The sequence below is a fragment of the Pandoraea commovens genome (genome assembly GCF_024704525.1).
Classification (GTDB): domain Bacteria; phylum Pseudomonadota; class Gammaproteobacteria; order Burkholderiales; family Burkholderiaceae; genus Pandoraea; species Pandoraea commovens.
Map to the genome: position 1 here is coordinate 2,058,074 of NZ_CP102780.1, position 23,818 is coordinate 2,081,891.

Sequence of the window (23,818 nt, forward strand, 5' to 3'; positions counted from 1 at the left end):
GGACGGGGAACACGACATGCTTAAGCTTTCCAATATTTCCAAGCGATTCGGCGGTCTGCACGTGCTGCAGGACGTCAACATCGAGGTGCCGCAGGGCACCATCTTCGGCCTGATCGGCCCGAACGGTGCGGGCAAGACGACTGTCTTCAACCTGATCACGGGCTTGTTGCAGCCCACGGGCGGCAGCATCACGTTCAACGGTGAGAGTCTGGTCGGCGAAAAGCCGCACCGAATTACGCAGCGCGGTATTGCTCGCACGTTCCAGAACATCCGCATCTTCAAGGAGATGACGCTGATCGAGAACGTGGTGGTGGGCATGCACCGTCACCTCTCGTATGGTCCGGCGGGCTTGCTGCTCTCGCTGCCGGGCTTCCGCGACATGGAGAAGCGCTCTCGCGAGCGTGCCCACGAACTGCTGTCGTGGGTCAAGCTCGACCACAAGGCGTACGACATTGCCGACAATCTTTCGTACGGCGATCAGCGCAAGCTCGAACTGGCGCGTGCGCTGGCGACCGAGCCCAAGCTGCTGCTGCTCGACGAGCCGGTCGCGGGCATGAACACCGGCGAGAAGGTCGACCTCATGAGCGAGATCGAGAACATCAAGGCACGTGGTTACACGATCTTCATGATCGAGCACGACATGCGTTTCGTGATGGGCTTGTGCGAGCGTATCGCGGTGCTGAACTTCGGACGCATCATCGCCGAGGGCAAGCCGGACGAGATCAAGAACAACCCGCAGGTTATCGAAGCCTATCTGGGCCGCGATGACGACGACGATGTGGCTGCGTTGGCGGCTGGCGCGGAGGACAAGGCATGAGCGCGCTGCTCGAAGTGAAGGGCCTGAAAGTGGCCTACGGGCATATCGAGGCTGTGAAGGGCGTCGATTTTGCATTGCGCGAGCACGAAATCACCTCGCTCGTAGGCGCGAACGGGGCGGGTAAGTCCACCACGCTGCTGGCGCTGTCCGGCCTCATCAAGAAGCAGGCTGGCACGATTCTGTTCGAAGGCGAGGACATTGGCGGGCTGGCGCCCAACAAGATCGTGCAACGTGGGCTGGTGCAGGTGGCCGAGGGACGTGCCACGCTCACGACGATGTCCGTTCGCGAGAACCTCGAACTGGGGGCCTACACGCGCCGTGACAAGCAGAACGTGAAGCCCGATCTGGACAAGGTGCTGGAGCGTTTTCCGCGACTCGCCGAGCGGATCGACCAGATGGCCGGGAACCTGTCGGGCGGCGAGCAACAGATGCTGGCGATCGGTCGTGCGTTGATGGCGCGCCCGAAACTGTTGCTGCTCGATGAACCGTCCATGGGCCTCGCGCCAATCATCGTCCAGGGCATTTTCGCAACGCTCAAAGAGATCAACGCCGACGGCCTGACCATCTTCCTGGTCGAGCAGAACGTGCGTCAGGCGCTGAAGATTGCGCAGCACGGCTATGTGCTGGAGACGGGCAAAGTCGTGCTCGACGACACCGGCCGTAATCTGCTGGGCAATCCGCGAGTGCTGGAGGCGTATCTGGGCGGTTAAGTTCCACGCAACGGCGTTTTTGAAACGGACGTACGACCGTACGGGCGTTTGAGATGAGACGCTGTGCGGCCACCAGACGATGTGACGCTAGCGGCGTCGACGGGGGATCTGCGGATGCCTCGTCGACGCCGTTTTTCGTTAGTAGCCAATGGGGTGTATCACAGGCCAATGCGGGCGGCACGGGCACTGTCGCGGCCACAGATTGGCAGTCGGGCGGAATTGGTGCATGCTGCCGCTAATTGCCCGCGACACGTCTGCGCGGCGTCGTTTTGGGAGATGCCATACCGGCATCCTGCTCGGCACAGCAAGAGGGATCCATGGACGGCTTTCTGATGGAGCGTGCATCGCGAGGGCAACGGGCGTTTGCCGGCTGTCTGGCGATCGCCATCCTCGCTGCCTTGATACTCGCGGCACCGCAAGCCACGACTGTGCTGCCCGCGGTCGCGCCGTTCCTGCCGATGTGCGGGCTGACGGTGTTCACGACGGCCACTATTGTTGCGTACTTGCTCTGCGGACAGTTCCAGGTGGCGCGTCTGCCCGTCTTCGGCTTGCTGGCGGGCGCTTACGCCTTTACGGCGCTCACCGTCGCCATGCAGTTGCTCACCTTTCCCGGGCTCTTCGCGCCGGACGGGCTATTCGGCGCAAGGCCAACGACCTCCGGGTGGATCTGGGTTTTCTGGCACGCGGGTTTTCCTACGTTCGTCCTGATCGCCATGATCTCGCGACGCCTGTTCGCGCCCCAATCCATCACGCAATTGCCCTCACCGGGTAAGGGCATCGGCATCTATATCGGCATTCCACTGGCCGTCGGCGTCCTGCTTTGTCTGGCGGCATTGATCGTCCCCCTTCCACCGGCGCTATCGCCTGCCACATCCCCTGGCGATTTCTCCAGCGGCGGTGTCGGTATCGTGCTGCTGGTGCTGAACCTTGTTGCGCTCGGGGCCGTGCTGGGCATCGGGCGGTTGCGCACGGTACTCGACCTCTGGGTGGCGCTTGCTGTGCTTGCCTGCGTGACGGACACGGTACTCAGCCTGATGAGTACGGTTCGCTTCTCGCTGGGTTGGTATCTCGCGCGCTTTTTCAGTATGTCGGCACCAGGGCTGCTGGTTTGCGTGCTCGTGTGGGAAGTGACGCGGCTGTATCGCGAACTCACCCGGGCGCACCTGCGCCTTATCGAATACAGCAATCGTGACGCCCTGACCGGTATCTACAACCGCCGGTATTTCAACGACCGATTCCCCAGTGATTACGAGCAGGCGCGCCGTGCGGGGCGACCGCTTTCGCTGCTGATGATCGACGTCGACTATTTCAAACGCTACAACGACGCCTACGGTCACCCGGTGGGCGACGAGTGCCTTGAGCATGTCGCGCTTGCGCTGATGCGGGCGACGCATCGGCCAGCCGATCTCGTCGCCCGCTACGGCGGCGAGGAGTTCGTGATCGTGCTGCCCGATACGGACGAGCGTGGCGCGCTGTTCGTGGCGACTCGGGTCACGGAGAGCGTACGTGCGTTGGCGAAGCCTTGCCCGGGACCGCAAGGCCGTGTCACCGTCAGTGTCGGGTGCGCAACCAACGTACCGCAGCAGGGGAATGCCCGAGACATGCCTGACCGGCTGATCGCGCTAGCGGACGAAGCACTCTACGCAGCCAAGCGTCTTGGCCGCGATCGTGTTCAGGTTGCGCAGGGATTGCCGTCCGATGGTGAGGACGTTGGCGGCGCGGCTGCTGATGCGGCGCGTGCCAATCTGAGTGCGTGAGGTAGTGCGTGGGTAGGTGTCTGAGCCGATCGGCACAGACACCGAAGCGAGTCGCGTCAGACGCGCTCGTAAGTCACGAACGAATAGTCGAAATCGTTCGGGGCAGGGGAGTGATGCGTTTCGCGTGCCGTCTCACGCCATTGGGCGGCGGGGAGGTCCGGGAAGTGCGCATCGCCCTCGAACGCTTTGGCGATCTCCGTTACGACGACCTTGTCTGCACTGGCAAGCGATTCGGCATACAGCTGCGCACCGCCGATCAGACAAATTTCCTCCACACCGACGCACAGCCGCATGGCATCCACCAGCGAGCCAGCGACTTCGCAGCCGTCGATTTTCAGGTCGGGATTGCGGGAAACCACAATGTTGCGACGTCCGGGCAGCGGACGTCCGATCGAGTCGAACGTCTTGCGTCCCATGACGATGGGCTTGCCCAGCGTGGTGCGCTTGAAGTGTGCAAGGTCTTCCGGCAAACGCCACGGCAACTGATTGTCACGCCCGATCACGCCATTCTCGGCGCGGGCGACCACAAGCGTCAGAATCGTCATACGGCCACCGGCGCCTTGATGTGCGGATGTGCTTCGTATCCGGTGATATGGAAGTCTTCAAACTTGTAATCGAAGATCGAATCGGGCTTGCGCGCGATCTCCAGCTTAGGCAGCGGGAACGGCGCGCGCGCGAGCTGCGTCTGCACCTGTTCGAGGTGATTGTTGTACAGATGGCAGTCGCCACCGGTCCAGATGAAGTCGCCCACATCCAGGCCCGTTTGCTGCGCCACCATGTGCGTCAACAATGCGTAGCTGGCGATGTTGAACGGCACCCCGAGGAAGATGTCCGCACTACGCTGATAAAGCTGGCAGGACAACTTGCCATCGGCGACGTAGAACTGGAAGAACGCATGGCACGGAGGCAGCGCCATACGCGGAATCTCGCCGACGTTCCATGCGGACACGATCAGGCGGCGTGAGTCCGGTGTCGAGCGGATCTGGTCCACGATCTGCGTAATCTGGTCGATGTGACCGCCATCGGGTGTCGGCCACGAGCGCCATTGCGCGCCGTAGACGGGGCCGAGTTCACCTTCGGCATCCGCCCATTCGTTCCAGATGGAGACGCCGTTTTCCTGCAAATAGCGCACGTTGGTGCTGCCTTGCAGGAACCACAGCAGTTCATGCACGATCGATTTGATGTGCACTTTTTTCGTGGTGACGAGCGGGAACCCTTCCTGCAGGTCGAAGCGCATCTGATAGCCGAACACCGAGCGCGTGCCCGTGCCCGTGCGGTCGGTTTTGTCTGTGCCATGTTCGAGTACATGGCGCATGAAGTCTAGGTACTGTTTCATAGGCCCATCCGTTTTGCGGGATTTTACCAGCCTCCGAGTGACGTGGTACTTGCCTGCGGTCAGACGGCGGCCTGAGCGGCGGCGAATGCCACCGGATGCTGCACCGTCAGGCGTAGTCCGACGCGGTCGCCGACCTCATGCGTCAGTTCGCCGTCGACGCGCGCGACCACTTCGATGCCGGACGCGAGACGCAGCGTGTACAACTGATCGGCCCCGCGAAATGCACGACGTACGAGTGTGGCTTCGAACGGACTTGCGGGGTCGTGGGCAATGTCGTCTGCGCGAAGCAGGACGTCGACACTTACGGGGTAAGTGTCGCGGGCGGCGTTTCGGATCAGCTTGTCGGCGAGCGTGGGCGAGACTGCGATTTCTCCGATTTCAAGCGAGATACCCCCGCCATCGACGTTGCCCCGGAACGTGCCGGGAATGAGCGCGCCGCGCCCGATAAAGTCTGCGACGACCCGATTGGCCGGGGTCCGCCAGAGTTCACGTGCCGGGGACCACTGCGCGATGGCGCCCGCGTGCATGACGCCAATGCGGTCGGCCATCGCGAAGGCTTCATGCTGATCGTGCGTGACGAGAATCGCCGTCGCACCGCTGGCTCGAATGATCTCCCGAACCTCCACGGCCAGACGCTCGCGCAGGTCGAGGTCGAGGTTCGAGAAGGGCTCGTCGAGGAGGAGCAATGCAGGCGCGGGTGCCAAGGCGCGGGCAAGCGCCACGCGTTGTTGTTGCCCCCCGGACAGTTCATGCGGGTACTTCTTTAATGTTCCCGCCAGACCGACCCGCTCGGCCAGCATCTCGACGCGAGTCTGACGCTCCACTCGCGCCGTGCGGCTAATGCCAAAGCCGATGTTTTGCGCGACGTTCAGGTGTGGAAACAACGCGTAGTCCTGGAACACCACGCCGACGTGACGCCGCTCAGGCGGCTCACTCAACTGCGCGTTGGCGACTTCGTGGCCATCAAGCACGATCCGGCCGCCGGCCAGCGGCTCGAAACCGCACACCGCACGCAGCACCGTCGTCTTACCGCATCCCGATGGGCCCAGCAGACAGCCGATCTCACCGCGCGCCAGGGACAGCGACAGATCACGGACCGCGATATGCGTCTGACCTGTGGTGTCGTAGCTAACGGAGATGTGGTCGAGCAGGAGATAAGGCAGTGGCATTGGTGTCGTAACGAACGTAGGTCGGGACGGGGTCGCGGGGGAATTCAGGTAAGCGAACGGCGGCTTTGCAAAAAGCGCGGGCACTTTCCGTGAGTGGCCGCGTCAGAGTCGCAGTTGCGAATGCGTATAATTTACAACGCATTTGCAACGCATTAGACCGGAGAATACCTCGCGGTTCCCTCAGGCAATACGTACTTTAAGTAGTCTGAGGCTTGAGGACGATGGCCGACGACGTAGATTCGTTTTCCATTTTCCACGCATTCACCGCTTTTCCTGACCCCAATCCCGACCTTTCCTGATGTCATCGACGCCCCAGTCACGCGCCGCCACCGATTCTGTTTCTCCCGATGTGCCTTCCGACCGGTTCCCCGGCGATTCGCAGGCATTCGCCACGACGGTCGCCAAAGGCGACGTCGAGCACGCACAGGCGGGGTCCGGCAGATCGTCGAACCCCGGCGGGCGTAGACGAGGCTGGCGCTCTGCAGGTGTTTTCGGCTGGCGGCTGGTGGCATGGATTCCCGCGCTGATCGTGCTTGTGCCCATGTTCGGCATCGTGGCGGCGCTGGGAGCGGGCGATGCCGACACCCGCGCCGTGCTTGCCCACATGCTTGATACGGTGCTGCCGGAGTACGCGCTCAACTCACTACGCATCTCGCTGGCCGTGAGTGGCGGGGTGCTTGTGATGGGCGTCGGTGCCGCGTGGCTGGTCGTTCACTACGCATTTCCCGGTCGTCGTGTGCTGGAGTGGGCGCTGATTCTGCCGCTGGCCATGCCCGCTTATGTCACGGCCTACGCGTATACCGATTTCCTTCAATTCGCCGGGCCGGTGCAAAGCGCGCTTCGTCGCGTGCTGGTCGTTGATCGCGTGACGTGGTTTCCCGAGATTCGTTCGTGGTACGGCGCGGCATGGGTCTTCGCGGGAGCGTTCTATCCGTATGTCTATCTGCTGGCGCGTACGGCGTTTGCGGAGCACAGCCAGCGCTTCTTTGAAGCGGCACGCACGCTGGGGTGCACCCCGTTGCAAGCGTTCTTTCGCGTAGCGCTGCCGCTCGCGCGTCCGGCGCTGGTGGCGGGCGTCGCGCTCGTGCTCATGGAGACGTTGGCCGACTACGGCGCAGTGGCCTACTTCGGGGTGCCGACGTTCACAACGGGCATCTACCGCGCGTGGCTGTCGATGGGCGACCGCGTCGCGGCGGCTCAACTGTCGGCATGCCTGCTATTCGCTGTTCTGCTTTTGCTGATGGCAGAAGCGCGTAGCCGTACGCGGTTGCGGTATTACGGGGCACCGGGGCGTGCGCCGACGACGTCACGCCGAACGGCACTGCGTGGGTGGCGTGGCGTACTGGCTGCCGCTGGTTGCGCCCTGCCGTTGATAGTGGGGTTTGCACTGCCCGCGATCATCATGCTGCGCCTGGCTGTCTCGGAACTGGATCAAGTGCCTTGGCCGCGCTATGGCGAGTGGGTCTATAACACCGTGCGGTTGGCGGCGGTGGCGGCGGTGGTCGCGTGCGCGTTTGCCATCGTGCTTGGCTACGCGCAGCGACTTGCGCCCGGACGTATCACACGTATTGCGGTACGCCTCGTGGGGGTGGGCTACGCGATTCCCGGGGCGGTCATCGCGCTGGGCATTCTCACCCCGGTGCTGCATCTCGACACATGGATGGGGAGCGTGCTCGGGGCAAACGGGCTGGTATTGGCCGGTACGGGCGGCGTCCTGATCTACGCATACCTCGTACGCTTCCTGCCTGCGGCGCTGCAAAGCGTCGATGCAGGATTTGCCCGTATTGCGCCCAATCTAGACGCCAGCGCGCGCAGTCTCGGCGTGGGCGGCTGGTCGATGCTGCGTCGCGTGCATTTGCCGTTGTTGCGAGGCAGCGTACTGACGGCAGCTCTGCTGGTGTTCGTCGACGTCATGAAGGAACTGCCGGCCACGCTCGCGTTGCGGCCGTTCAACATGGACACGCTCGCCGTGGTCACCAGCCATCTCGCCGCTGACGAGCGGCTCGCCGAAGCCGCTGTCCCGGCTCTGACGCTGGTGCTGGTGGGGCTGCTGCCGGTGTTGGTGCTGGCCCGGGCCATTGCACGGCGCGCCTGAGGGGCGACCGGTCTGCCGGTTTCTTCACGCAAAATGCCGCTTCGAAGACAGGGGCGGAACGATCATCCGCCCTGCGTTTTATCAAATCTAGAGACGTTTCACAGTTGCCGCCCCGATAGCGCCGCACTATAGTCAAATCATCCCGGCAACTAAGCCGGGATGATTGAGCGTCAACAAAAATGATTGCGATCGTCATTTGCAAATGTTGGCTGTTCATGGCCTTGGCGTTGGCACCACCGCCCGAGGTGGCACCGCTCAATACGGCTGACGGCGGCTGGAGTGCCGTGTTGCTGACCGGAGCGATGCGCTAGGCGGTTGTCCTGGGAGGGACCGACGTGAGGACATTTCACCGGACGCAAGACGTCCGATGGTGGCGTGCAACCTTTTGGTCCGGTGTCGGTTTTGTTGCATTGACGTCACACACCTTTGCATGCCCGATACCCGTTCCCCCAGAGACTTTGCGCACCTTATCGGGCGCTTCGGCCTTCGCCTTGATGGCATCGACGGCATAAGTTGACGTAGGTAGACGTAGATTGGCGGACGTTGGTCGCCGGATAAGTGTTGTTTTCCGGTGTCGTCAGGGGTGGCCCCGAGTGGCATTTTTGTCACCTGCGCCGCAAAATCGCTGGCAATGCAGTGCCTTCGGGAGACCGGCATGGCGCTATGGCGGATCGATCTTGTCTCGTTGCGGCTGTTTGTCGCTGTCTGTGAAGAGAGCAGCATTGCTCGTGCAGCCGAGCGTGAGTTCATTGCGCCCTCGGCCGTCAGCAAACGGATCAACGATCTCGAATCGCTGGTCGGATCTGCGCTCCTCCAGCGCCACAAGTGGGGTGTGCGAGCGACGCCGGCGGGCGAGGCGCTACTGCATCACGCACGTAACGTACTTCGCAGTCTCGAGAAGATGCAGGGCGACCTGTCCGAGTACACAAGCGGCGTACGCGGTCACATCCGCATCTTCGCCAACGTTTCCTCGATTGTCGAAACATTACCCGATGAACTGGGTGCCTTTCTGCGCCGCCACGAAGGGGTGAAGGTCGACCTCGAAGAACATACGAGCGCGCAAGTGGTGCGCGGTGTGGCGGATGGGGCGACCGACATCGGTATCTGCTGGGACGCAGTCGACACCCGCGACGTCGAAGTTTTCCCTTATCGCCACGATCAGATCGTCACGGTCCTTCACCGGGATCATCCGCTCGCCTGCGTCGAGCAACTCGCGTTCATCGAAACCCTCGACTTCGACCAGATCGGTGTGCATCCGGATAGCGCGATGTACACCGTCTTCCGACGCCTTGCCGCTGAACAGGGCAAGACGGTCAAATTCCGAATCCACGTCTCAACGTTCGAAGCGGTGTGCCGGATGGTGAGGGCGCAGCTTGGCCTGGCGATTGCGCCGCGCGAGGCGGTCGGCATCTATTCGCAAGTGCCGGACGGAGAAGCGTTGCGTATCGTGCCGCTGACAGATCCCTGGGCGGAGCGGCGGCTGGTCGTGTGCGTGCGCAGGTACGATGCGTTGCCCGTTGCGTCGCGCATGCTGGTCGACCACCTGTGCGCACGTAACGTAACGGGAACAGCGGAGGGAACGGAGCTAGCGGACGATTGCGGAAGCGCGGAGGGTGCGGAGCGCACCTGAACCGCAGCGCGACGACGCGCCCGATGGTCGGTGCAAACCCTCATCGGACCGTGTCAAAGGGGAGGTTGACGCGGCATACATCGTGAACCGCGATGTCTGGCATGCCGAAACACCTCTTGCCGTCGCCTTTAGGCCGACGGATGCTCTGGGGGCCGATAGCGATTCCGGCCGACGAGCCGGGGCGCGCCGTATCTCGCATTGTGCGGGAGGAGACACGCGATGACACATGCCGAAGCGCGCCGTGTGCGCGAAGCCGTGGGACGTCTGATTCTTGTTCTCACGCTGATGGCGCTGGGCCTCATAGCACTCAGCCTGAGCGGGGGAGCCTCCGCTGCGCCGGCCCAACCCCTCGAAAAGCCGAAGATCACCATCGCCGTAGGCGGAAAGCCCGGCCTCTACTATTTGCCCCTGACGATTGCCGAACAACTGGGCTACTTCAAGGACGAAGGCCTCGACGTCACGATCGACGACTTCGCCGGTGGTTCCAAAGCGCTGCAGGCGGTCGTTGGCGGAAGTGCGGACGTCGGCACGGGGGCGTTCGAACACACGCTGCTCATGCAGACCAAGGGACTGACTTATCAGTCGTTCGTCGTGCTGGGCGCAGCGCCGCAACTGGTCCTCGGCGTCGTCAAGACCAAGGCGGGCGAAGTGAAGTCTGTCAAGGATCTGAAGGGCATGCGTGTCGGCGTCAGCGCGCCCGGTTCAAGCACGCATATGTTGGTGAGCGTGGCTCTGACCAAAGCAGGCCTCAAACCCACCGATGTCTCTATCGTCGGCGTGGGTAGCAATGCGACGGTGATCGCGGCGGCCCGTAACGGACAGATCGATGCCGTTTCCAACGTAGACCCGATGATGACGTTGTTGCAGGAGTCCGGCGACGTGAAGGTACTCATCGACACGCGTACGCAGGCTGGCACCCGCGCAATGTTCGGAGGTCCGATGCCTGCGGCGGTGATGTACGCACCACAGAGCTTCATCCAGAAGAACCCACGTACGGTGCAGGCACTGGCCAACGCGATCGTACGTGCGGACAAATGGCTGCAACACGCAACGGCAGCGCAGTTGCTTAAAACGGTGCCGGAACCTTATCTCCTCGGCGACAAGACGCTTTATCTGAAGGCGTTCGCGAACTGTCGCGAAGCCTTTTCCCCGGACGGCATGATGCCCGCCGATGGTCCGGCGACCGCATTGAAAGCGCTGGCGTCCTTCACGCCGGAGGTCAAGCCGTCACAGATCCGGTTGGGCGATACCTGGACCAACACGTTCGCTACGCAGGCGAATCGCCAATATCCCTGAGCGCTATCCGACGAACGTGTGTTTGGACGAAATGACTTCACTTTTTCCACGCTGCCGCATGCTGCGTCGGCACGTAACTTGCGATCGAAATGGGTGAACCCATGCGGGAACATTCGAGGAGCGATCTCATGCAAGCCACCGTGCGACTGAACGGCCGTGTGCTGTGGTTGAGCGCCAGTGCCGAAGCCATGACCCGTCAATTGAGGGGGGAAACGCTGACGCGAGCCGAAGCCGGAACACTGCGCGACCAGATTTCCACCGACGAAATGACACCGGCGCGCGCTTGTCTGGCGTTTGACGAATCGCTTGGCGATTACGTCTACGTAGGGTTGCGATGCCATGACGATTCGAGCGACGCAACAGGCGTGTTTCCTGTCACACAGAAGGCGGTGCGCGAAGGCGGTTTTGCGTTGTCCGTGGCGGGGCTGCGACGTGGCAAGGGATCGTCGCGTGAAGCCAGCCCGTTCGCAGAACGGTGCGCCGGTATCCGTATCGTGATCGCCGAGAGCTTCGAGCGCATCTATGCGCAGAACTGTCAGAACCTCGGTCTGCTGATGTCGACCGATCTGACGTTGGCTGAGCGTTTGCAGGATGGCGAGACGATCCCCATCGAAGCGTTTCTCGAAGATTGCGATCCACTGGCCGAGGCCATCGTGCGTAGCGGTGGGCTGTTCGGCTATACGCAGCGAAGGTTGTGCGGAGAACTCTTACCGCCGCAGCCTGCGCATGCCCCCGGCGCGATGACTTACGGAGAAAAGATCATTGCGCGAGCGCTGGGCGTTGCCCGCGTACGGGCGGGAGATGCGGTGTTCGTCCCCGCAGACTGGCGCTTCTCGCATGAATACGTGACGCCGATGGCCGTGAGTTTCCTGCGCCACGCCTATGGCAACGAGATACCTGTGCTACGCGATGTCGATTCGGTGCTGTGCTTTGAAGACCATCTGACGCATCTCGATGCTGTCTCCGCCGATGGCAGTCGGCCGCCGCAAATCGTGGACGCCGCACGACGTTTTGGCACGGTACAGCGCGAGTTTTGCGCCCAGCATGGGCTGCGTCTGCACGGCCGCGCCGCAGCGGGTGGTTCGGAAGGCATCTGCCACGCGTTGATGCTCGAGCGCTATGCGTTGCCGGGACAGGTGATTGTCGGCACCGATTCACACACACCGCATTGTGGTGCCATCGGTGCGTTCGCTTTCGGTGTCGGTGCGACCGAAATGGCCAATGCGTGGCTCACCGGAGACGCACGACTCGCCGTGCCCGGTACGTGCCTTGTACATCTGCGCGCGCGCTTGCCTGCGGGCGTCGGCGCGAAAGATCTGGCCTTGCACCTGCTTCATCTTCCTTACATTCGCGACGGACGCGCCATCGGGCAGATCATCGAGTTCGCTGGCGAAGCCGTTGCACACCTGTCGACTGACGAGCGCGCGACGCTGACCAACATGGTGGCCGAAATCGGCGGACTCACCGGACTGGTGGTGCCGGACGCGGAAACGGTCCGCTACCTGCGCGAGCGGCGCGGCATCGACTTCACGCTCGACGCATGGATGAAAAGCGATCCGCAAGCATCGTACGCCCATGTCATCGAGATCGATTGCGCGTCGCTGGGGGCGATGGTGGCGAGTCCCGGAGATCCGGGCAACGGCATTGCGCTGGCGGATTTGTCGGCAGAGGTCGCCATCGATATTGCTTACGGCGGGTCGTGCACCGGCAGTAAGCGCGACGATCTGCGGGCCTGCCATGACGTTCTTGCCTGGGGATTGACGCAAGGGCACCGCGTTGCAGACGGCGTGCGCTTCTACCTGCAGTACGGCAGCGAAGACGTGCGCGCATGGTGTGAGGCGCAGGGGTATGCGGATGTTTTCAAGGCGGCAGGCGTGACGATGCTCTCGCCCGGATGTGGTGCGTGCGTCAATGCCGGACCGGGCGTTTCCAAAACGTCCGACGAGGTGGTCATCAGCGCCCAGAATCGCAATTTCCCCGGGCGTTCGGGCCCCGGACAGATGTGGCTTGGCAGCCCGGCCACCGTGGCCGCGAGCGCTTTGGCGGGATATATCGTGGGTTTCGATCAATTACAACGCGATGGATTTACGTCTCATCCGGTCTCTCATCCCGCAGCGCTTGCAGCGCCGGGCCGAGGTTCCAGTGGGGCGTCGCACGCGGGCAGGGGAGGGTAGCAGATGCCGGATGTCACCTCTGCGACACCGATGCCGTTACAAGGCATTCGTGTCGTGGAATTTTCACACATGGTCATGGGGCCGGCGTGCGGCATGGTGCTGGGCGACCTCGGGGCCGATGTCATCAAAGTGGAGCCGATCGGTGGCGACGCCACGCGTCATCTGCTGGGGACCGGTGCGGGCTTTTTCCGTGCCTTCAACCGCAACAAGCGGAGTCTGGTCGTGGATGTCACGCGGCCCGAAGGGCGAGAGCTGATACTGCGGCTCATCAGTACGTCGGATGTGGTGACGGAGAATTTCAAGCCCGGGCGGATGCGGCAAATCGGACTGGACTACGCCACGTTGTCACGGCTGAATCCGGCGCTGGTCTACGTCTCGCTGAAGGGGTTTCTGCCGGGGCCTTACGCTACGCGCACTGCGTTGGATGAGGTCGTGCAGATGATGGCGGGACTTGCGTACATGACGGGACCGCCGGGCCAACCGTTGCGTGCGGGGACATCGGTCAACGACATCATGGGCGGTGTGTTCGGTGCGCTCGCTGCGTTGGCCGCACTCTACGAGCGAAAGACCACGGGACGCGGGCAGGAAGTGCAGGGCGCGCTTTTCGAGAATTGCGTACTGCTCGCGGCGCAGCACATGCAACAGTACGCAGTGACCGGTGTGGCACCCGATCCAATGCCCGCGCGTGTGTCCGCGTGGGGTATTTACGACGTCTTTGCTGCGCGCGACGGCGTGCAGATTTTCCTCGCCGTCGTCAGCGATACGCAGTGGCGCATTTTCTGCGACGTGTTTGGACGTCACGATCTGGCAGACGACCCGCGACTGTCCACGAACAATGACCGCGTGAGGGCACGCGACTGGTTGCTTCCGTTGTTGCGCGAAATGATGCAGGGTTTCGACGCCAGCTACCTCGCGGCGGCGTTTGAGCGTCATGGTTTGCCTTTTGCGCCGATCGTGCAGCCCGCCGCGTTGTTCGATGACCCGCATTTGCTTGCCAGCGGCGGCTTGGGTGACTTGACGACGGAAACGGGTGAGCAAACGAAAGTGCCGTTGCTGCCGATCACGATGGCAGGGCAACGATTGCCCGCGCGTCGCGCGTTGCCAGCGGCGGGTGAGCACACAAGCGAAATTCTGAGAGATCTGGGGTATCCCGATAACCAGATCGAGCGCCTGTTGAACGAGGGGGTGGTGGCGGGACCGGCGGACGGATCGACGCCGGACGATGCATCCGGCGCGGGCGATACCGCCGGTCCCGTTTTTTGGAAGGACAGCGCAAATCAAAGCTGAGCGCGCTGAAATAAGCCTTTTCCGAAGGAAGTCGGCGTGTTGTCTGCTTGCGGGCACCGGGTGGGGCGCGGTACGGTATGAACGTCTACCGCCAACACGCCACCCGGACTGTCATGACTGAACCGCTCGACGCTGCCCACTCACGCGAAACGTCTGCATTGTCTGCTTCGTCTTCCTCATCTCCACTTTCGTCGCAGTCCCAACAGCCTGATAAGCCGTTATCGGGCGTGACGGTGCTCGATCTCACGCGTCTTCTGCCGGGTCCGCTTGCCGGGTTGCGTCTTGCGGAAATGGGCGCACACGTCATCAAGATCGAAGACAAGGGCGCAGGCGACTACGCCAGGGAAATGATGCTGGGCGATGACGAATCGCCCCCTAGCGCTTTCTGGCGACTGCTCAATCGCGGCAAGACCGTCGAACGCCTCGATCTTAAGAGCGACGCGGATCGGAAGCGCTTCCTCGACCACGTTGCTCATGCCGATGTGCTGCTTGAAGGGTTTCGCCCTGGCGTGATGGCGCGTCTGGGTTTCGGGTACGAGGCGCTGGCACGTGTGCGGCCATCGCTGGTGATGGCGTCGATTTCCGGTTACGGCCAGCAAGGGTTGATGGCGCAAGCCGCCGGGCACGACATCAATTACATCGGGTACGCGGGCGTACTCGATCAGCTTTGCGATGCGGGGGACGCCCCCATCGTCCCCAACTTTCAGATCGGCGATCTCTACGGCGGCGCTCAGGCTGCGGTTCAGGAGGTGCTGGCGGCGTTGGTCGCCGCGCAACGCACCGGGCGCGGGCGCTGGCTGGACATTTCGATGACGCACGAGGTGTTCCGCTCGAACGTCGTGCCGGCGGTGGCGATGCATCGCCAGGGGCACGTGTCGCGCGCAGGAAAGGATCTCCTTAACGGTGGCGTGCCCTGTTATCAGGTCTATCGCACGAAGGACGGTCGGTACATGGCGGTCGGTGCGCTCGAGCTGAAATTCTGGGAGTCGCTGTGCGATGTGCTTGGCCGCAGCGATTGGAAGACTCGTCACTGGTCGCTTGGACAGGCGGTCGGCGGAGACGATGCGCTCGCATTGCGCGCTGAGCTGATGGCGGTGTTTGCGGGCGCGACGCAAGCCGACTGGGTCGCGCGTTTCGGCGATGTCGATTGCTGTGTGACGCCGGTACTCCGATTGGAGGAGGCGATGACGCATCCGCTGTTTGCGCAATTGCGCGAGACGCTGCTGCCATGACATCGATTGTCGCCAGGCGGGTGACTCGTCGACCGCAGGCACGTTACCGAATGTCACAATTTTTCGACGTCGGGAGACGCGAAGTCCGGAGGCCCATCGCGTAGAGTCGTTGCTGATCGATAACGACATGCCCATGACCCGACGGTTCGACTTTCCCCAACCACCGACTCAGACTCATCCACGCGTGCGACGACGGCTCGCGGCGGCTGCCGTTCTTTGTGCCGTGCCCATGATCGCGATTCTGACCGGATGTGTGTCGTATCAGGATGCCCCTGCGGATCACGGAAAGGTTCGCTCGACATCGATGACGACGGCCGATCTCGCACAAACGGATATCAATCGCATGGCGACGCTGGGCATGCGGGCGAATCTGGAGAGCTTGTATCTTCTGGCCGACAAGCTCTATAAGCGCAATCCCCGCGAATGGCGCAAGGGGGGCGCGGCTACGCAAGCCGAAGCCATCGCGCAGTTGCGTGCCGCGATTGAAGGGCGTCGCACGCTCGCGGATCTGAAGGACTTACGCGATGTCCGCGCCTTGTCGTTGTCGCTCGATCCGACATTCACAGGCGACCGTGTAGCGGCCTTCGTCTTCAGTCTCTCGGACACGATTATTACGGCGCATGGTGGCACGACGGTGTTCTATCTGAGTGACGGACTCGATGCACAGCGTATCTACAACGCGGCGCGCAACGTGGAGATCGCGGCGTGGCTGCTGGGGAGTCGCCGGGACATGGCAGGCAAGCCGCTGCTGCTGGCCAACGAAATGTCCGACGTGCGCAACGTGAGCTTTGAACGGGAGTTCGGCAAGGTCATCGGACGGCTGGACCTGTTGGCCGAGATGCTGGACGAGAAGTATCGACGGGCAGGGATCGGCTACGTGCAGAACTTGCTGGGCGCGCAGTTCCTTCAGTTTTTGCCGGTGCGTTGATGCGGACGTGTTACGGATAAAGCGCGAAAAATGCGCAAATGCTGTATATTTGCACAGTGTTTTCGCCCGCCACCATGACCTCCCCTCAGCGCAAGATCATCCACTGCGACGCCGACTGTTTCTACGCCTCCGTCGAGATGCGGGACGACCCGTCGTTGCGCGGGATACCACTGGCTGTCGGCGGGCAGCCGGATCAGCGCGGTGTGGTGGCGACGTGCAATTACGAAGCGCGCGCCTTTGGGGTGCGTTCGGCCATGCCGTCCGCGCAGGCCGTCAAATTGTGTCCCGACTTGCGCATCATCCCGCCGTCGATGCATCGGTATCAGGAAGCGTCGAAGCGGATCATGGCGATCTACCGCGATTACACGGATCTGGTCGAGCCGTTGTCGCTTGACGAGGCGTACCTCGACGTTAGCGACAGTGAACACTGCGGTGGTTCGGCCACGTTGATTGCGCGCGAGATCCGTGCGCGCATCGCGGACGAAGTTGGGTTGACCGTGTCGGCCGGCGTTGCGCCCAACAAGTTCATCGCCAAAATCGCCAGCGACTGGCGTAAGCCTGACGGCATGTTCGTCGTGAAGCCTGCCGAGGTCGATGCTTTTGTTGCCGTACTGCCGGTCGAGCGTTTGTTTGGCGTGGGTAAGGTGACGGCGGAAAAGTTGCGGGCGCTGGGCGTCGATTCCTGCGGTGATCTACGCAGCCATTCGATGGCCGATCTGACCGAGCGTTTCGGCGTATTCGGGCAGCGGTTGTTCGAGCGCTGTCGTGGTATCGACACCCGGGAGGTCAGCCCGGATCGCGAGCGAAAATCGATCAGCGTCGAGACGACGTACACGCGCGACCTGCGCACGTTGGCGGAGTGCGAAACGGCGCTGGAGCCGCTGCTTCGTCAGTTGTCCGAGCGAATCGGACGTGCGCGCCGCAGCGAACCGTTGGCGATTGCGAAGGTTTTCGTGAAGATTCGATTTGCCGATTTCTCACGGACGACGGCCGAGGCAGGCGCATTAGGCGTCGATCCGGCGCAATGCCGTGAACTGCTGGCAGAAGCGGTGGGACGCAAGCGACGTGCGGTGCGATTGATGGGAGTCGGGGTGCGTTTGCTCGAAGCACAGGCAACGCGTCAGTTGCGCCTGTTTGACGACTGGGATGACGGGGCGTCCCTCACATCGCCTGCATCAGGTGATAATGCCCCATCGGAAACTTAGATCGCGTAGACGAGCGAGGTGAGGGATGGCGGAGATCATCGAAGTCTCATTGCGGCTCACAGCGGCATTGATTCTCGGCGGGCTGGTCGGGCTCAATCGCAACTTGCACCACAAGTCGGTCGGTTTGCGAACGCTCGCCATTGTGTCGTTTGGATCCGCGTTGTTCGTGCTTGCCGTCGTACCGTTTCCGGGAACGGCTCTGCCTTATGACGGCTCGTCCGTGAGCCGGGTTGTGCAGGGCATTGTGGCAGGGATCGGGTTCCTTGGGGCCGGGTGCATCATCCGGCCGAGTCGCGGTTCCTCCGTGCACGGCTTCACCACGGCGGCGGCGCTGTGGAGCACCACAGGCATTGGCATCATCTGTGGGTTGGGCCGCTGGCATATCGCCCTTGTCGCGATGGTGTTGCTACTTATCGTGCTGGCACTCGGCGGGCGTATCGAATCGCTCGCGCACCGTTGGCTGGGGCACGACGAACCGGTGAAGGACTCGCAGGACGAGGACGCGTCGGCGCGGCATGGGCACGACGGCAGGTGACATCCACGTGGCTTATGCAGAAGACACACATCGCTGCCTCCTCGCCCTCGACGTCATGGGCAAATTCCTGCGGATACCGAAGAAAAATGCCCGCCGAAGCGGGCAAATGACGTTGTCGCAGTACCCCCAAAAGGACGTAAGAGGGCGATTTCATTTTGGTCACCGGACCATCTTTCGCCAATCGGGGCTTGCCCGATTAGGGAAAGCACGTTCGGGTGACTACGTAATCGACGCCCGCTCTTGCGACTAATTTTCTTCCAAGCGTTTGAAGCGTGAAGCTGCGCGCGTTGCGTCATTGAAGCGCACGCAACTCCGTCGCCCGGGCACGGGCCACCCGCAAACCGTCAGTCTGTAGGGAGAGCGTCGCAGCGTCAGCTTGCTGTGCGGCATCTGAAGGGGAGGTGTACGTCACGATGGCTGCCTGACGTTCGCGATGGAATCGTTGGGTGATCGGGGCGCATTCGGTGGCGGCTTCGTCGGCCAGTCGAATCGGGTCGGGTACCAGATTCACGTAGCGCGCGACGTGGCCATACAGACAGGTGCGGTACTGATCCGCCGCCGCGTCTGCAGCGGCCAGATGACGCTCGCGCAACGTGGCCGGATCGACTGCTGCGGGGCGTTGTGCCGAGGTGTTCGCATTCGCATGAGGGCCCGAGGGAGCGGCACAAGCAGCGAGTATCGCGACGGCAGCAAGGGAAAACAGCACCGGGGCTGCGCGGCGGGGAAAAGCCAAAATCGGAAACTTCCGAGTCATAAGGTAATCGAGGCCGATGGCGTAAAGTCCACGATCTCGCTATGGTACGGGATTTGACGGATCCGGCGCGTCCCTGCGGCGCCAATCAGACATGAGCGAATTTCAAAAAGGGCTGGTATGGCTGCGGCGCGATCTGCGCTGTACCGACAACGCGACGCTGGCACAGGCGCTTGCGACCTGCGGTGAGGTGTCTGTCGTGTTCGTCTTCGATACGACGATTCTCGGCGAATTGCCGCGAGACGACCGACGCGTCGCGTTCATCCACGACAGCGTGAGCGAATTGGTGCAGACGTTGGCGGACATGGGGGGGGGGCTGATCATCCGGCACGGTGACCCGACCGAGCAGATTCCCACGCTGGCGAAGTCGCTCGGCGTGCAGGCTGTCTTTGCCGGGCGAGATTACGAGCCGGACGCCGTCAAGCGGGATCGTTCGGTTGCGTGCTCGCTTGAGGCTCTGGACATTGCTTTCGAGACGGTCAAAGACCAGGTGATTTTCGATACGAGCGAGATTCTGACGGCGCAGGGCGAGCCGTACAGTGTCTTCACACCGTACTCGCGCGCCTGGTTGAAGCAGGTGCGTCCGGTCGACCTTGCGCCGCACGGTCGGAAGGCGGATTGGCACCGGCTTGCGAAGCCGTCGCATGGGGCTGGCGAGGTGCCGTCGATGGCATCGCTGGGCTTTGAAGTACCCGACGCACGTCGTATGGCCATTGCCGCGGGCGAGTCCGGCGCAAAGCAGTTGCTGGACGATTTCCTGCCGCGCATGGCGCACTATCACGAACGACGCGATTACCCCGCAGTGCGCGGTCCGAGCTATCTGTCCGTGCATCTGCGCTTCGGCACAGTGTCGATCCGGACTTTAGCCCGCGAGGCGCACGCCGCGATGCTCAAGGGCGGGGACGCAGGCAATGGCGCGAAAACATGGCTGAGCGAGCTGATCTGGCGCGAGTTCTACTTCATGATCCTGCATCATCACCCGGAGGTTGTCGGCAACGCGTTCAAACCGGCATACGACGCCATTGAGTGGGCCACGGGCGATGCGGCGGATACCGATTTCAAGGCGTGGTGCGAAGGGCGCACGGGCTATCCGCTAGTCGATGCGGCCATGCGTCAGATCAACCAGACCGGCTATATGCACAACCGGTTGCGTATGGTGACGGCCAGCTTTCTGGTCAAGGATCTCGGCATCGACTGGCGTCGTGGCGAGGCATATTTCGCGCGTCAGTTGAACGATTTCGATTTGTCCGCGAACAATGGCGGATGGCAATGGGCCGCTTCGACCGGGTGTGACGCCCAACCGTACTTCCGCATCTTCAATCCGATTACCCAGTCCGAGAAGTTCGACCCGGAGGGACGCTTTATCCGGAAGTACGTGCCTGAACTGGCGTATTTGTCCGACAAGGCCATCCACGCACCGTGGCGCGCCGACGCGCAGACGCTGGCTGACGCCAACGTGACGCTCGGACGCGATTACCCGCAACCGGTGGTGGCCCACGACGTGGCGCGTAAGGAGACGCTGGCGAGATACGCGGTCGTCAAGACGCCGGCGGTTTCATCCCGGCCAGCAGGCAGCGACGAAGAGGATTAACTCCCCGGTTTACCCCGATACGTGTATACCCCGGTCAACTTTTTCCGTTATCGGCCGTTTATACGGTTATGGCACGCAAGAGGCCTGGGCTTCGGTATCGGTTCGCAACGTCGGGGGGCGTTAGTGGGCGTCAGGGAGGAAGCAGTAAAACAATAGCGATGTGCTCAAGATGCTCTGAAATGAGCAAGGGCAGGCCAAAACCACACGGGGAAGCTTGGAGAAAATCCTTCGCCGCACAGACGGCAGCTTCGAACCACGGGGTTCGCGTTGAGCGAGTGCCCGGAACGTCAGCGTTCCGGGTATTTTTTTATGCGTCGCCTGCGCGTCGACCCTGCCGATCCCTGGCCGTCACACCCAGCACGATCCACACGGCCAGATTGAACGGTAGCGTGAAATACGGCCATCCGCGCGGGGTTAGCCAGCCGCCCAGAATCACGCAAATCACGGCCGCGAGCGCGGCTCCGGTGAGTCGCATTGTGAGGCGGCGTCCGAAAACGCCAAGACCCAGCGCGGCGAGGAAAGCGTTGATGCCGACACCGCCCGCCTGAGCTGCCATGGACGGCCAACGCGAAGCCAGTACGACCAGAATCACCCAGACCGTTACCCCGGCTGCGAGCGCCCAAACGGTCGCGCGGGCATTCCAGAGCGCCAGCAAGTACCACATCAGCAAGCCCAGCACCAGCGGTGCAACGAAGACGACCTGTCCCACGGAGCAGAACACGAAGCCCGGTGAGCCTACATCGCAAGCGAGCGAACCCATCCTCGGCGAGAGTTCGAGCCACGGCAACATGGCCCACGAAAGGGCCATGACGGCGACGAACGGTCCCGTCAGCGCGGGAAGTTCTCGTCGGGCGAGGGTAGCCGTTGCCATAACCGTCAGGGCGACACAAACGACCAGCCATGCGGCAAACACCCCATCCGGCTGCCACAGGGCGCCAAAGGCAATCCCCGTCAGCGCGCCGTTGTAGCCGAATAAGCCCGTGTGACGTTGCGCATGCGGCAAGCGCATCGCGATGGCGACCCCGGATGCCGTGATGCTGGCAGCCAGTCCGGTCAAAGCGGCGGCCAGATCCGAGAGGGCCAGTACCGCCAGCAACAAAGCACCGATCCCGGCCGACGGAATGAAATAGATTTGAGCGAAGTTGGCCATCGTTCCGCGCAATTCGCCGATCAACCGATGCTGTTGGGCGGTCGATGAGGGCGTGGTCATCGAAGAAAGCGACGCCGGTACGGACGATGGACGAGGCAGGGACATGAGGGTGGCGATGGATCGGGCGAGGCGGATGACCAGCGCGTAATCGACCGCCGTCTGTCGCGTCATCGCGGACATAACAGACATAGCGCAGCGCTGAGCCTAGGGCGCGAGGTTACGCCGAACCCCGATGACCGGGCGCGCAGACTCGTTATAGTCGGTATTGCAAATTTCGATGAACAGCCCGCCAAAATGCAAAAAGCCCGCGCTTGATGGCGCGGGCTTTTGTGGACGACGGGGGAGCGGCTTACTTGCCGCCGCCCTTGGCTGGCTTCACTGCCCAGCTGTCTTTGAGCGAAACGATACGGTTGAACACCGGTTTGCCCGGGGCCGAATCGTGACGATCGGCCACGAAATAGCCGTGGCGCTCGAACTGCACGCGATCGTCCGGCGCAAAGTTCAGCATGCCCGGTTCGACATAGGCTTGCGTCACGCGCTTGGCGTTCGGGTTGAGGGCGTCGAGGAAGTTCTTTTCGCCAGCGTCCGGGTTCGGATCGAGGAACAGACGGTCGTAGATGCGTACTTCCGCCGCCAGCGCGTGCGACGCACTGACCCAGTGGATGTTGCCCTTGACCTTGTAGTTGTCTGCACCCGGCGTGCCCGAACGGCTGTCTTCGAAGTAGTTGCAATGCACGGCCGTGACGTTGCCGTCGGCATCCGTGTCGAAGCCGGTGCATTCCACGACATAACCGTATCGCAGGCGCACCTTGTTACCGGGGAACAGACGGAAGAAGCCCTTGACCGGCTCTGCCTGGAAGTCCTCACGCTCGATCCACAGCTCGCGCGAGATGGGGAACGTGCGCATGCCGCGCTCCGGAAAGTGCGGGTGCACCGGGGCGTGGCAGTCTTCCTGCTGGCCTTCCGGATAGTTATCGATGATGAGCTTGAGCGGGTCGAGTACGGCCGTGGCGCGCGGGGCCTTCGGATCGAGGTCGTCGCGCAGGGCTTGCTCGAGAATGCTCATGTCGATCCACGACGCCGACTTGGCCACGCCAATGCGGTCGCAGAACAATTGCAGGCTCTCGGGCGTGAAGCCACGGCGACGCAGGCCGACCAGCGTCGGCATACGCGGATCGTCCCAACCGTCGACGTATTTTTCGTCGACCAGCTGACGCAGCTTGCGCTTGCTCGTGATGGCGTACGTCAGTTGCAGACGGGCGAATTCGATCTGCTGCGGCGTCGGGCGCGAGAACATGCCCGCGTCAGCCAACTGGCCGAGCACCCAGTCGTAGAACGGACGCTGATCTTCGAACTCCAGCGTACAGAGACTGTGCGTGATGTTTTCGATGGCGTCTTCGAGCGGGTGGGCGTAGGTGTACATCGGGTAGATGCACCATGCGTCGCCCGTGCGGTGGTGATGTGCGTGGCGGATACGGTAGATGGCCGGATCGCGCAGGTTGATGTTCGGCGATGCCATGTCGATCTTCGCGCGCAGCACGTGCGTGCCGTCGGCAAATTCGCCCGCGCGCATGCGGCGGAACAGGTCCAGGTTTTCCTCGACCGTACGATTGCGGAACGGCGAATCCTTACCCGGCTCCACGAGCGTGCCGCGGTTGGCGCGCATGTCGTCGGCGCTTTGGCTGTCGACGTAGGCGCTGCCACGCTGGATCAGGATCTCGGCAGCCTGATAAAGCTGCTCGAAGTAGTCGCTGGCGAAATAGAGGTGCTCCTTCTGCGGCGTCTGGTAGCTGAAACCCAGCCACTTGACCATATCGATGATCGAGTCGACGTATTCGGTCTCTTCCTTCTCGGGGTTGGTGTCGTCAAAGCGCAGGTGGCACACACCACCGTAATCACGCGCCATGCCGAAGTTCACGCAGATCGCCTTGGCGTGACCGATGTGCAGATAGCCGTTGGGCTCCGGCGGGAAGCGCGTTTCCACGCGCTGGCCCCATTTGCCCGAGCGGTTGTCTTCGTCAATGATGTTGCGGATGAAATTGGATGCCGCGTTCAGCTCTGTGCTCATGCCTGTCCAGTGTTCGGAGTTTGGCGAATATTCTACCGTACCGCATTGCACCACGGGCGAGCGTCTGATCGGGCGTCGACGCGGCAT

At 62.3% G+C, this 23,818-nt stretch carries 19 protein-coding genes; 13 read left to right on the top strand and 6 right to left on the bottom strand.

Annotation, left to right across the window (positions count from 1 at the left end; genetic code table 11):
* The first annotated feature begins 16 nt into the window (after nt 1-16).
* The 3 genes from NTU39_RS09705 (at nt 17) to NTU39_RS09715 (ending at nt 3,284) form a co-directional block, all read left to right on the top strand.
* Complete coding sequence (locus tag NTU39_RS09705; RefSeq protein WP_150664750.1) at nt 17-817, top strand: ABC transporter ATP-binding protein; 801 nt, start codon at nt 17-19, stop codon at nt 815-817.
* The gene (locus tag NTU39_RS09710; protein ID WP_039399416.1) at nt 814-1,527 is read left to right on the top strand and encodes an ABC transporter ATP-binding protein; all 714 of its coding nucleotides are present in this window, start codon (nt 814-816) and stop codon (nt 1,525-1,527) included. Before NTU39_RS09705 ends, NTU39_RS09710 begins: the two co-directional genes overlap by 4 nt.
* A gap of 317 nt (nt 1,528-1,844) precedes the next feature.
* Nucleotides 1,845-3,284, top strand: coding sequence for a sensor domain-containing diguanylate cyclase (locus tag NTU39_RS09715; protein ID WP_257959741.1), 1,440 nt, complete (start codon nt 1,845-1,847; stop codon nt 3,282-3,284).
* 56 nt (nt 3,285-3,340) lie between these two features.
* Here the strand turns inward: NTU39_RS09715 and NTU39_RS09720 are convergent, their stop codons facing one another.
* The 3 genes from NTU39_RS09720 to NTU39_RS09730 are packed head-to-tail and all read right to left on the bottom strand — an operon-like array spanning nt 3,341 to nt 5,789.
* Nucleotides 3,341-3,829: a dihydrofolate reductase gene (locus tag NTU39_RS09720; RefSeq protein ID WP_039399412.1), complete on the bottom strand. Its 489-nt coding sequence runs from the start codon at nt 3,827-3,829 to the stop codon at nt 3,341-3,343.
* Nucleotides 3,826-4,620, bottom strand: coding sequence for a thymidylate synthase (locus NTU39_RS09725; RefSeq protein WP_150664752.1), 795 nt, complete (start codon nt 4,618-4,620; stop codon nt 3,826-3,828). The genes NTU39_RS09720 and NTU39_RS09725 overlap by 4 nt, the downstream gene beginning before the upstream one ends.
* A gap of 59 nt (nt 4,621-4,679) precedes the next feature.
* Nucleotides 4,680-5,789 (bottom strand): ABC transporter ATP-binding protein, encoded by a 1,110-nt coding sequence (locus NTU39_RS09730; RefSeq protein WP_257959742.1) that lies wholly within the window; start codon nt 5,787-5,789, stop codon nt 4,680-4,682.
* 298 nt (nt 5,790-6,087) lie between these two features.
* Here NTU39_RS09730 and NTU39_RS09735 point away from each other — a divergent pair, with 298 nt between their 5' ends.
* From NTU39_RS09735 to NTU39_RS09775, 9 genes are all read left to right on the top strand, one after another.
* Nucleotides 6,088-7,884 carry an ABC transporter permease gene (locus NTU39_RS09735; protein WP_257959743.1) on the top strand — a complete coding sequence of 599 codons (1,797 nt, stop codon included), beginning with the start codon at nt 6,088-6,090 and terminating at the stop codon, nt 7,882-7,884.
* Nucleotides 7,885-8,539: 655 nt separating this feature from the next.
* Nucleotides 8,540-9,514 (top strand): LysR family transcriptional regulator, encoded by a 975-nt coding sequence (locus NTU39_RS09740; protein ID WP_257959744.1) that lies wholly within the window; start codon nt 8,540-8,542, stop codon nt 9,512-9,514.
* Nucleotides 9,515-9,733: 219 nt separating this feature from the next.
* Complete coding sequence (locus tag NTU39_RS09745) at nt 9,734-10,810, top strand: ABC transporter substrate-binding protein (RefSeq protein ID WP_150664754.1); 1,077 nt, start codon at nt 9,734-9,736, stop codon at nt 10,808-10,810.
* Nucleotides 10,811-10,938: 128 nt separating this feature from the next.
* Nucleotides 10,939-12,984: an aconitase family protein gene (locus NTU39_RS09750; protein WP_257959745.1), complete on the top strand. Its 2,046-nt coding sequence runs from the start codon at nt 10,939-10,941 to the stop codon at nt 12,982-12,984.
* Between the two features lie 3 nt (nt 12,985-12,987).
* Nucleotides 12,988-14,271, top strand: a complete 1,284-nt coding sequence (locus tag NTU39_RS09755) for a CaiB/BaiF CoA transferase family protein (RefSeq protein WP_257959746.1) — start codon at nt 12,988-12,990, stop codon at nt 14,269-14,271.
* 113 nt (nt 14,272-14,384) lie between these two features.
* Nucleotides 14,385-15,503, top strand: coding sequence for a CaiB/BaiF CoA transferase family protein (locus NTU39_RS09760; RefSeq protein ID WP_257959747.1), 1,119 nt, complete (start codon nt 14,385-14,387; stop codon nt 15,501-15,503).
* A 229-nt stretch (nt 15,504-15,732) separates the two neighbouring features.
* On the top strand, nt 15,733-16,431 hold the full coding sequence (locus NTU39_RS09765) for a hypothetical protein (protein ID WP_257959748.1): 699 nt from the start codon (nt 15,733-15,735) through the stop codon (nt 16,429-16,431).
* A gap of 74 nt (nt 16,432-16,505) precedes the next feature.
* Complete coding sequence (gene dinB / locus NTU39_RS09770; RefSeq protein ID WP_150664759.1) at nt 16,506-17,636, top strand: DNA polymerase IV; 1,131 nt, start codon at nt 16,506-16,508, stop codon at nt 17,634-17,636.
* A gap of 25 nt (nt 17,637-17,661) precedes the next feature.
* On the top strand, nt 17,662-18,171 hold the full coding sequence (locus NTU39_RS09775; protein ID WP_150664760.1) for an MgtC/SapB family protein: 510 nt from the start codon (nt 17,662-17,664) through the stop codon (nt 18,169-18,171).
* A 292-nt stretch (nt 18,172-18,463) separates the two neighbouring features.
* Here the strand turns inward: NTU39_RS09775 and NTU39_RS09780 are convergent, their stop codons facing one another.
* Entirely contained in the window at nt 18,464-18,877 is a 414-nt protein-coding gene (locus NTU39_RS09780; RefSeq protein ID WP_257959749.1) for a hypothetical protein, read from the bottom strand.
* A gap of 139 nt (nt 18,878-19,016) precedes the next feature.
* Between NTU39_RS09780 and NTU39_RS09785 the strand changes: the two genes are divergently transcribed.
* A complete protein-coding gene (locus NTU39_RS09785) occupies nt 19,017-20,513 on the top strand; it encodes a cryptochrome/photolyase family protein (protein ID WP_257959750.1) in 1,497 nt (498 codons plus the stop codon).
* A gap of 307 nt (nt 20,514-20,820) precedes the next feature.
* Here the strand turns inward: NTU39_RS09785 and NTU39_RS09790 are convergent, their stop codons facing one another.
* Nucleotides 20,821-21,852, bottom strand: a complete 1,032-nt coding sequence (locus NTU39_RS09790; protein ID WP_257959751.1) for an urea transporter — start codon at nt 21,850-21,852, stop codon at nt 20,821-20,823.
* 160 nt (nt 21,853-22,012) lie between these two features.
* Complete coding sequence (locus tag NTU39_RS09795) at nt 22,013-23,731, bottom strand: glutamine--tRNA ligase/YqeY domain fusion protein (protein ID WP_150664764.1); 1,719 nt, start codon at nt 23,729-23,731, stop codon at nt 22,013-22,015.
* Nucleotides 23,732-23,818 lie beyond the last annotated feature (87 nt).

Excerpts from the sequence above, each read along its gene's own strand:
- NTU39_RS09705 (WP_150664750.1), top strand. The coding sequence starts at position 17 with ATGCTTAAGCTTTCCAATATTTCCAAGCGATTCGGCGGTCTGCACGTG.
- NTU39_RS09710 (WP_039399416.1), top strand. The coding sequence starts at position 814 with ATGAGCGCGCTGCTCGAAGTGAAGGGCCTGAAAGTGGCCTACGGGCAT.
- NTU39_RS09715 (WP_257959741.1), top strand. The coding sequence starts at position 1,845 with ATGGACGGCTTTCTGATGGAGCGTGCATCGCGAGGGCAACGGGCGTTT.
- NTU39_RS09720 (WP_039399412.1), bottom strand. The coding sequence starts at position 3,829 with ATGACGATTCTGACGCTTGTGGTCGCCCGCGCCGAGAATGGCGTGATC.
- NTU39_RS09725 (WP_150664752.1), bottom strand. The coding sequence starts at position 4,620 with ATGAAACAGTACCTAGACTTCATGCGCCATGTACTCGAACATGGCACA.
- NTU39_RS09730 (WP_257959742.1), bottom strand. The coding sequence starts at position 5,789 with ATGCCACTGCCTTATCTCCTGCTCGACCACATCTCCGTTAGCTACGAC.
- NTU39_RS09735 (WP_257959743.1), top strand. The coding sequence starts at position 6,088 with ATGTCATCGACGCCCCAGTCACGCGCCGCCACCGATTCTGTTTCTCCC.
- NTU39_RS09740 (WP_257959744.1), top strand. The coding sequence starts at position 8,540 with ATGGCGCTATGGCGGATCGATCTTGTCTCGTTGCGGCTGTTTGTCGCT.
- NTU39_RS09745 (WP_150664754.1), top strand. The coding sequence starts at position 9,734 with ATGACACATGCCGAAGCGCGCCGTGTGCGCGAAGCCGTGGGACGTCTG.
- NTU39_RS09750 (WP_257959745.1), top strand. The coding sequence starts at position 10,939 with ATGCAAGCCACCGTGCGACTGAACGGCCGTGTGCTGTGGTTGAGCGCC.
- NTU39_RS09755 (WP_257959746.1), top strand. The coding sequence starts at position 12,988 with ATGCCGGATGTCACCTCTGCGACACCGATGCCGTTACAAGGCATTCGT.
- NTU39_RS09760 (WP_257959747.1), top strand. The coding sequence starts at position 14,385 with ATGACTGAACCGCTCGACGCTGCCCACTCACGCGAAACGTCTGCATTG.
- NTU39_RS09765 (WP_257959748.1), top strand. The coding sequence starts at position 15,733 with ATGATCGCGATTCTGACCGGATGTGTGTCGTATCAGGATGCCCCTGCG.
- dinB (WP_150664759.1), top strand. The coding sequence starts at position 16,506 with ATGACCTCCCCTCAGCGCAAGATCATCCACTGCGACGCCGACTGTTTC.
- NTU39_RS09775 (WP_150664760.1), top strand. The coding sequence starts at position 17,662 with ATGGCGGAGATCATCGAAGTCTCATTGCGGCTCACAGCGGCATTGATT.
- NTU39_RS09785 (WP_257959750.1), top strand. The coding sequence starts at position 19,017 with ATGAGCGAATTTCAAAAAGGGCTGGTATGGCTGCGGCGCGATCTGCGC.
- NTU39_RS09790 (WP_257959751.1), bottom strand. The coding sequence starts at position 21,852 with ATGTCTGTTATGTCCGCGATGACGCGACAGACGGCGGTCGATTACGCG.
- NTU39_RS09795 (WP_150664764.1), bottom strand. The coding sequence starts at position 23,731 with ATGAGCACAGAGCTGAACGCGGCATCCAATTTCATCCGCAACATCATT.